We start from the raw sequence: 8,666 nt of genomic DNA on the forward strand, positions 1-8,666 counted from the left end.
GCCCCCGCCCCATCGAGTCATACGTATACGACTACGACCTCCTCCTCCGCCGCTACGTCGAACGTCTCCACGGGCGGCGCATCGCTCTCATGTTCGCTCGCACACCCGTCGCAGGTGGCCTGGGATGCCTCGATGTTTGCCTCGTACCCTTTCGCTTTTACTTTGTGGGGGTTGAACACGGATTCGCCAGTCGTGACGTCGAATTCCCAGCCGTGCCACGGACAGCGAATGATCTGCCCAGGTCGTCCCCATTCATACTCGCCGGCGTCGGCGGGTTCCGTCGTCCCCGTCAATCGCCCTTCGCAGAGTGGTGCGCGCTGATGCGGACAGTCGTTTTTCAGCGCGTAGAGTTCCCCACCGACGTTAAATACCCCGATGGAGAATCCCTTAACTTCCGTGATCACTCTCTCGCCCGGTGGTAGCTGTTCGATCGAGCAGACCTCGTGTCGCGTCTTCATTGCTGGAGTGTGGTAGGGTCGTCCGGAAGGTCGAACAGTTCTTTCGCGTTGCCATAACGGATCTGGTCTTCCATGTGTTCGGGGAGAGATGGTATCCCCCACTCGGGCGAGTCGCTGTCCCAGTGGGGATAGTCGCTGGCGAACATGAGCGTCTCGTCCGCGTGCATCATCTCGAGGATCTGGTCGTGCATCTCATGCGTCTCGGGCTCCTCCATCGGCTGCGTCGAGAACCACACGTTCCGACGGATGTACTCGCTCGGCGGTTCCTCGAGCCAGGGAACCTGTGAGCGCAGTCCCTTCCAATCCTTGTCCATCCGCCACATGAAGTGTGGAACCCACCCGTATCCCCCCTCGATGAATCCGACGCGGAGGTTCGGGAACTCGACGAACACGCCCTCTGCTATCAGACTTGCCAGCTGCCCGATGTAGAGTGCACCCAGGACCGAGTGCCACTCGAAGTACATGTTCGGGTAGCCCGCGCCGGTCGGCGGATGTGTCGCACCGTGGGATTCAGAGGACGGGTGCACGAGGACGGCCAAGTTCTGTGCTTCGGCGGCCTCGTACATCGGCCAGTACTCTGGTTGACCGTATGGCTTTTCGCTCGCGCCCGGAAGCAAAATCGCACGAACCCGCGAGTGGTCGCTCATATCCTCGATGATCTCCGCGGCCGCCTCAGGCGCTCGCGGTGGCACGAGAAGGGCGCCGATGAACCGCTCGTCGCGCGGTAGGCACTCCTCGATGAGCCACGAATTATACGCACGGGCGACCTCGACGGTGTAGTCTCGGTTGGGTACCGCCCCGAGGTTGATCATCGAGTTGCCGGTGAGGACGGCGAAGTCGATGCCGTACTCGTCGAGGTGTTTCTCCCGGATGCGGTCGAGGTCCGACCCCGGAACCTCTTCTTCGGCACGGACCTCCTCCTGTGCAAACCCACCGTGGTTCTGGTAGAGGAACGAGGGGCTGATTATCCCTTGGTGGCCGGCGTACCCGTCACCGACCCTGTAGTACTCGGGGAGGCGCTCGGTCACGACCTTGTCGTCTGCCCAGCGATTGTGGACGTCACAATCGATAAGCAAGTAGTTGTCTTCCGCTTGGTCCGTCTCGGAACGGCTGTCGTCGGTGTTTCGTACCATTGGTGTAGTGAACGTCGTCTGTCGAATCTGGTCCGTTGCTGCTCGCTAGTCATCCTCCGCCGGGACTTTAGAGCGGTTCATGGTTCGGGCATTTTCCACCGCTGGTTCCGCCCGGTCGGTGCCTTGCATCACGGGGCTCAGCGACTCCCATTCGATGATAAGCGCCACGGTCGCGACCACGCTCAACGCGATGACCGGAACGCCCAGCACGATGAAGAACTGCTGGATGGCATTCAGGCCGCCGATGGCGAGCAAGAGCCCCGAGATGACGGCTGTGATGATACCCCAGATAACCCGACTCGCCTTCCCGGGCGTCGTGTCCCCGTTGGAGGCGAAGATAGCCATGATGTACGTGCTCGAATCGAGCGTGGTGACGAGGAAGGTAGTCACCAACAGGGTGAACAATATCGCCAGCACATCGCTCCCCATTGGAAGCGTGTCGATGAGTGCGTACGCAGCAACCTCAAGTCCGTACTCCGACACCGTGGCGAGGAGCCCGCCCCCGCTGTTCTGGGTGAAGAGCGCGCTTCCCCCGATGACGGTGAACCAAGGCACCGTGACCGCGAACGATCCGAAGAGGGCAGTGAAGATGAGTTCCCGGACCGTCCGCCCGCGCGAGATGCGCGCCATGAAGACGCCGATGAGGGGCGCGAACACGAACCAGGCCGCCCAGTAGAACACTGTCCAGCTCCCGAGCCACTCTCCACCATTGACGCCGGCGTAGAGGCTCATCGTGAAGAATTCGGTGATATATCCACCGAGCGCCTGCGAACCCAGGTTCAGGAGCGCTGCCGACCTGCCAAGCGCGAACACGGCGACCAGGATGACCGAGAAGAGGACCATGTTGAGCGTTGAGACCCGCTTGATGCCCTTCTCGATCCCCGCGACCGCAGACAAAATGAATGCCCCCGTCACGACAGCGAGGATCGCGAACTTCCCGACAAGCCCAGGCTCGATTCCCAGATTATACGAAAAGCTGACAGAGAGTTGCAGCGCGATGAAGCCGAGCGACGACGCAGCACCGCCGGCGGAGATAAACAGAATGATCCCATCGATGGACTTCAGCCAGGGACTGTCGAGTGCGTCCCGGCCGACCAGCGGTATCAGCACGGTCGACGGCCGCATCGGGGCATCCTTTCGATGGACGTAGTATGCCAGTGGGACGGCCAGCGTGAGGTACGTGGCCCACGGCGTGATTCCGTAGTGGAATAGCGCGTAAGTGATTGCGTCGGTAATCGCTCCCATCGTCTTTGGTTCTGACGACATCACGGGTGGCGGTGATGCGTAGTGGAACAGGGGCTCGGCGGCGCCGAAGAACACGAGCCCGGCAGCCATGGCAGCAGAGAACATCATCGCGAAGTACGAGAAGAACCCGTGTTCGGGCTCCTCGTCGGGGTCGCCAAGCTTGATTCGACCCCATGGACCAAGCATCACCCACAGGAAGAACACCGTGATCAGGAATGCCGACCCGACGTAGTACCAGGCCATGTTCGTGACGAGCCAGCCGTTCACCGACGTGAGCGCCGTTGAGAATGCCTCGATGTCGATCGCAATCACGGCGATTACGAGCAAAGAGAGCACCAGCCCAATCCCGAAGATGAGGGCGTCGAACTGCTTCACTTCGTCAAGCAACCGTCGTTGATTGTTGTTATTCGTCACGGCTTCATCCTCTCCCCACGGTTCTCGCCGCCGCGTTCGTCTTGCCGTCCGAACAACGGTTGGTTGATAATGACATACGTAGTGCTGTGACCTTCGGAGAATCAAATAGATTACCGTTGAGTTCAACCATAATCATAAGGAATATATAATAATTCTTTGCTCGCCAACGTAAGTTCCGAGATGTTCGAATACGCTTACCCCTGCTCGGTACGTAATCGCATTACTGTGTCCGATTGTACCATCAGCATCCAACTACTCTGTCGTTCACATATTGTGGACCTTTATAATCCCTGTACTGGGCCCAAAATCCAGAAATATCAGTTCTCACTCAACTTTTGAGACGTCCTCAGACCCTATTGACTAGTGCCACCAACGCTGCGTTCACGATATGTAAACTGCTGTCTTCTCCTTGCGGGCCCCCCAGGACCAAGTCTGTGCCAGCACTATCGCGAAGATGCCGAACGTGGTTCCGAGTGAGTGCGGGAGAGAACGTCTGATGCGAGAGTGGCCGATAAGTTGGCTTCCGTTCAAAATCTTCCAGAGTTGAAGACGTTTCACCCTCCGGTTCATACTGATTCGTCGGTTGGACAGGAGAGAAAACGCGGCCACAGATTCATATGAGAGATGGGTTTACAAACGTCTAGCCCGATGAAAAGGAAGCATGACAGCGACAACTCGCGATCGGCCAGAATTTGACACCGTGCAACTCACAATCGAGCCAACAGAAGCCCAAGAACTCATCGAGCAGTCGTTAAAGGGATTGCAGTCGTCAGTCGCCGAGGACGGCATCCTCTTGCGCTCATCTGATGGAATGTTGGTTGCGACTCTTCGTGACAACTCACCGTCCGATGAACAGCAACGAACAGAACTCGCGTATCGTGTCGCACCGCTGTCAGAGCTCGCAACAAGAAAAGGGAAGAAGGTATTCAAGAGTCTTGAGTCCCATAGGACCTAATTACGGTTTAACGGCAGGAATTAGAGATAACTGGATATCTCGAATCAGAGGTTGGCCCGTCAAATTGCACGGATGATTTGAGAGATGGGCAGCCATTCTTCACGGAGCCCTGCCGTCGTGCCTATGCTGCTCTCGCCGAACGGATGCTCGGTCATCAAATCGTCTATCTCGAATGTTCTGGCATGCTCGGAGATCTAGCTGTCGTGGCTGCCGCACGAGATGCACTCTCGTCAGCCCAGCTTTTCTACGGTGGTAGAATCTATGACTACGATTCGGCCTACGAGATGGCAAAAGTAGCTGACACGGTCGTTATCGGTGATGTACTTCACGACGCTGGTATCGAGGCCATCAAGGAGTCAGCTCGTGGCGTAGCGTGTTGCCCAGAGTCGAGATCCATCTATGAATTGAACGAATCTTCGTGGAATTATCGTCAATTGTCGATACTCATGTTTATAATTGTCGAGTGAGTCGCCTCACATGATGCAAGCTGTTCAATTTGAGACGCATGGAGATCGGGACGTCCTCGAATATGGCGAGTTTCCTGACCCCGAAATCGCTCGTGATGAGGTACTGGTCAACGTGAAAGCTGGCGCACTCAACCATTTAGACATCTGGACACGCCGGGGACTGCCAGGAGTCGATCTCGACATGCCCCACATCCCAGGGAGCGACGCTGCAGGGGTTGTTGAAGCGGTCGGCGAAAGCGTAACGCGGTTCGAATCCGGTGACCGTGTCTGTGTGATCGCTGGAAAAAGCGGTGGAAACGACGAGTTCAGCAGAAAAGGCGACCTGACGCTCGCACCGGACTTTCATATCATCGGTGAGCACATTCGCGGCGTCCACAGCGAATACGCTGCGCTGCCGGCGGCGAACCTGGCACCCGTTCCCGAGGGAATCAACTGGGAGACGGCCGCGGCTGCTCCGCTGGTGTTCCAAACCGCGTGGCGCATGCTCAGAGACCGTGGTGGGCTAAAATCCGGTGAATCAGTCCTCGTCCTTGGTGCGTCGGGTGGTGTCGGACACGCTGCCGTCCAGGTCGCAGCCCACGCTGGAGCAGAGGTGTTCGCAACGGCGAGCACCGACGAAAAACTGGCCTACGCGGAGGAAGTGGGCGCAGACCACACTATCAATTACGAGGAGGTTGATTTCGCCAGCGAGATCCGCGAGTTGACTGGTGGTCGCGGTGTCGACATGGTAGTTGACCACGTCGGCGCACAGACCTGGCAGTCTTCGCTTAAATCCCTCGTGAAAGGTGGACGGGTCGTCACGTGCGGGGCGACCACGGGTGGCAACCCTGAAACTGACCTCAACCGCATCTTCTGGAACCAGCTTTCGGTCATCGGTTCGACGATGGCAACACCCGGTCAAGCCGAAGAAGCGCTTGAACTCGTCTGGGACGGTACGTTCCAGCCGCGTATCCGAGAGACGCTCCCAATGAGCGAGATCAGCCGTGCCCACGAGATGCTTGAGAACCGTGAGGGCTTCGGCAAGGTCGTCGTCGTCCCTGACAGCGAACTGTAGTTACCATCGACCGAACCGTTTTCTAGACAAGGTGTATGAACACGGATACCCTTGTTTCTGTTCTACTTATTTACACTATGATCGCAGGGGGGATCACAGTTCTTCCACTCGTAAATGTGTCTGGTCGGGCAATTGCCCTCCTCTGCTTGATTGTAGCCGCGGTGGTCTCCTCAATCCTGCATGGGTAGACTGCCTTCACTTTCTACGCTTGAATTGTTTCTATATCGGGCAACCAGTTTGCTGCCCAGTCGCCGACAATGGCAGAATGTGCAGTTCGTGGTACGAATATAAAGGCGACTCATATCCGTCAAGGGGTAACTTAATCGTTGTAATGCTGGGTCGGTGAGAACTATTGTCTTGAGAATTGGCAGTTGACCCGGCTCACCCCGTCTTCTGCTTGCGGAGTTCGATGACGCCATCTGCAAAGGCGGTCACCTCGTACCGCAAAAAATTGATCGAACAGTCGCTAGTTCAGTACTGTGGCATCTGGGTCTGCGACTGGTATCGCTGACCGAACTGCTGGGTCGATTGCTGCTGTGGCTGCGATTGCTGACCGCCTCGTTGACCGAACTGTTGCCCACCCTGCTGTTGTTGACCGTCCATTGTCTGGAGCGACATCAGCCCCTTGTCGATAGACTCCAGCGACCGGCGAGTTTTTTCGACAGCATCCTGGACTTCTGGCTCGCTGATGTGCTGTTGGAGTTCCTGGAGACCCTGTTGGAGAACCTGCTTGGACGTCTGTCCAATTGGGTGAGCGAACGGTGACTCTCGGATAATGAGCTTCTTCTCCAGGTGTGCAATATCCTCAATATCGTCGGCGACACGCACGACAGTAGGCATGCCACGTTGGGCCGCTTTCATTTTCACCCACTCCGCGACCGACGCAGTTTTATCGAGGTCGTGAATGGTTGTGCGAACCTCGCTTGAAAACGACTCGTCGAATCGCTGTTCCATCTGTTCGCCGAGGGCCTGCCACGGCTGGCCAAACTGGCCTTGTTGCTGGGGCTGATACTGCTGCTGGGGCTGTTGTTGCTGTGGCTGGTATCGTTGTTGTTGCGGTGGCTGTTGTTGCTGTGGCTGGTATCGTTGTTGTTGCGGTGGCTGTTGTTGCTGTGGCTGGTATCGTTGCTGTTGCGGTGGCTGTTGGAGCTGTTGTGCCATGGTTTTTCCTCCTGCTCCGGGTGTTTCCGGAGCCGCTCCATCGTTACATGGTGACGTACTTAATCAGGGCTCACTGTTTTGGCCTGTGGCTCACAACGGTGATCGGTATTGAGCGACAGAACGCTGTGCAACCACACCATTATCCTACCAGTGATGCGGATAAATGATGTTTCATTCATGTCCTGTTGGTGAAGGTCGAGCGCGAATGTGTGCTTGGTAAATGGTCATAATGAGGAATATACACCAGTATTCGACGATACTGTACAGTTCAATGTCTCCAAGAGACACGTGAGAGCACCATCGCGATGACAATGAGCAGGCAGAGAAACTAATCGTTCCAAATACATGAGCGGAGGAGCATCAGGACGGACGATTGCGAGCACAAAAAGGCCGCACAGCTTCTGTTTGGCTTTGAGTTACCACTCCGTCATTGCACGTCATTCCTCGCCAACTTCGGGCTCCTCTGAGGTATCGCTCTCTGGCATCGCGACAACCAATACTTCCCAACAATCCCACTGAGTGTTGAACCGACTATCCAACACGCGATCCTCGTCTCCAATTGGAATCGGCTGGTGTGGCTGAACAAGTTGTAACCACGTGAGTGTCGGCTCTGTGATGTCGATGTCAGTGATTGTCTCTTGCGACTCGAATTGCGGTTGATTCTCTGTCTGTCGAGGTTGCTCTTGGCTCGATCGCCGTGGGTACATGTGTCTGTAACCCCCGAAATCGGTACTATTTTCCTTTGTATAGTAGTAGTGGCCACCGAAGCCTACCGTTGTGCGCTCTCGCGGTAATTAAGGTCAAATACTGTAGTAGGATACGCCTCGTCGCTAGCCTGTATTATGGCGCAATAATATCTGGGCCTTCTTATATAAAACTAAATATAATGACCAAAATCACAAACGCAAGTACACAATCCGATTTGCTTGCCAGACTTTCTTAGCTCTGCTTAGTGCAACATGAGGCAGTGGATGTTCGACACAGAGTAAAGACATCGTATTCCCAGCTATAGACAGCGCGAGTAACAGCACTCAGTCCATCTCAAGGAGTGGATGCGCTTTAATATGGGCAAGCGTTTGCTCGTCGATGTACCGAAGAATCTCGTAGTAATTGTCCGGGAACTCAGCTGGTTCAGGTGGGTGACCGGCATCTGGTGGGGGATGGTAGTGGGTTCGCTTGCCATCTCTGGGATGCTTGTCCCACCGTCGTTTCCATCCTCGGTCGTTACTCCAGTTCTCTTGATAATGCAGTTCGAAATCACCACTGGTGTACCAGCGAAGATCGTAGTACGCGACCTCGACATCCGGTGGAAAATAGTCTCGGATGAATGTCGCCGTGAGCGTCGGTTTCCCGTGTTTCAACGAGATGGTAGTGGTGCCAATGTAGGCCGCGGTATCCAAGCGCTGTTTGATACTCATGAGAATTGTTCGGTCAACACTCCCGACGGGAGTATGCGTGTCGTGAGAACCCATCGTTAGTCAGCGCTCGCTTCAGCGCGGTCACTGAGACGACGGCGAGCGCGGTCGTGGAGTCGCAGTTCTTCCACAAGGCTCGCCCACGTCGAAAGGTCGTCCCACGCTTCTTCGAGATCAATATCGAGACGATTGGCCGCCTCGACGACGTCGATACTGGCTGGAGTATCGGCGTCATAGCGATCACGGAACGTCGTGAGCTGATCCCGAATGTCGAGCACATTCCCTCTGAGGTCCTCCAGCGAATGGGTGTTGGCGAGTTCACTCACATACCGCCATTCGAAGTACTCTGTGTTGCGTTCATACT

General features: G+C 56.0%; 7 protein-coding genes and 1 pseudogene. 2 read left to right on the forward strand and 6 right to left on the reverse strand.

Features of this window, described 5'->3' with window-relative positions; translation table 11 throughout:
* Nucleotides 1-17: 17 nt before the first annotated feature.
* From BG842_RS01125 to BG842_RS01135, 3 genes are read right to left on the reverse strand one after another with little or no spacing between them, the layout of a single operon-like run.
* A complete protein-coding gene (locus BG842_RS01125) occupies nucleotides 18-458 on the reverse strand; it encodes a Rieske (2Fe-2S) protein (protein ID WP_069449339.1) in 441 nt (146 codons plus the stop codon).
* Nucleotides 455-1,591 (reverse strand): amidohydrolase family protein, encoded by a 1,137-nt coding sequence (locus BG842_RS01130; protein WP_069449340.1) that lies wholly within the window; start codon nucleotides 1,589-1,591, stop codon nucleotides 455-457. The genes BG842_RS01125 and BG842_RS01130 overlap by 4 nt, the downstream gene beginning before the upstream one ends.
* 45 nt (nucleotides 1,592-1,636) lie before the next feature.
* Nucleotides 1,637-3,250: a BCCT family transporter gene (locus tag BG842_RS01135; protein ID WP_069449341.1), complete on the reverse strand. Its 1,614-nt coding sequence runs from the start codon at nucleotides 3,248-3,250 to the stop codon at nucleotides 1,637-1,639.
* 1,032 nt (nucleotides 3,251-4,282) lie between these two features.
* Between BG842_RS01135 and BG842_RS01145 the strand changes: the two genes are divergently transcribed.
* Together BG842_RS01145 and BG842_RS01150 are read left to right on the forward strand one after the other, a co-directional pair.
* A complete protein-coding gene (locus tag BG842_RS01145; protein ID WP_256388487.1) occupies nucleotides 4,283-4,672 on the forward strand; it encodes a geranylgeranylglyceryl/heptaprenylglyceryl phosphate synthase in 390 nt (129 codons plus the stop codon).
* Nucleotides 4,673-4,685: 13 nt separating this feature from the next.
* Nucleotides 4,686-5,726 (forward strand): zinc-binding dehydrogenase, encoded by a 1,041-nt coding sequence (locus BG842_RS01150; protein WP_069449347.1) that lies wholly within the window; start codon nucleotides 4,686-4,688, stop codon nucleotides 5,724-5,726.
* A gap of 471 nt (nucleotides 5,727-6,197) precedes the next feature.
* Here BG842_RS01150 and BG842_RS29455 read toward each other — a convergent pair whose 3' ends face one another.
* The 3 genes and pseudogenes from BG842_RS29455 to BG842_RS01170 all read right to left on the reverse strand — a co-directional run.
* A complete protein-coding gene (locus BG842_RS29455) occupies nucleotides 6,198-6,887 on the reverse strand; it encodes a hypothetical protein (RefSeq protein ID WP_069449344.1) in 690 nt (229 codons plus the stop codon).
* Nucleotides 6,888-7,918: 1,031 nt separating this feature from the next.
* Nucleotides 7,919-8,305 (reverse strand): hypothetical protein, encoded by a 387-nt coding sequence (locus BG842_RS01165; protein ID WP_139135976.1) that lies wholly within the window; start codon nucleotides 8,303-8,305, stop codon nucleotides 7,919-7,921.
* Between the two features lie 56 nt (nucleotides 8,306-8,361).
* Nucleotides 8,362-8,666 (reverse strand): annotated as a pseudogene (locus tag BG842_RS01170) (transcriptional regulator); the annotation flags it as partial.

The organism is Haladaptatus sp. W1, from assembly GCF_001723155.1.
Classification (GTDB): domain Archaea; phylum Halobacteriota; class Halobacteria; order Halobacteriales; family Haladaptataceae; genus Haladaptatus; species Haladaptatus paucihalophilus.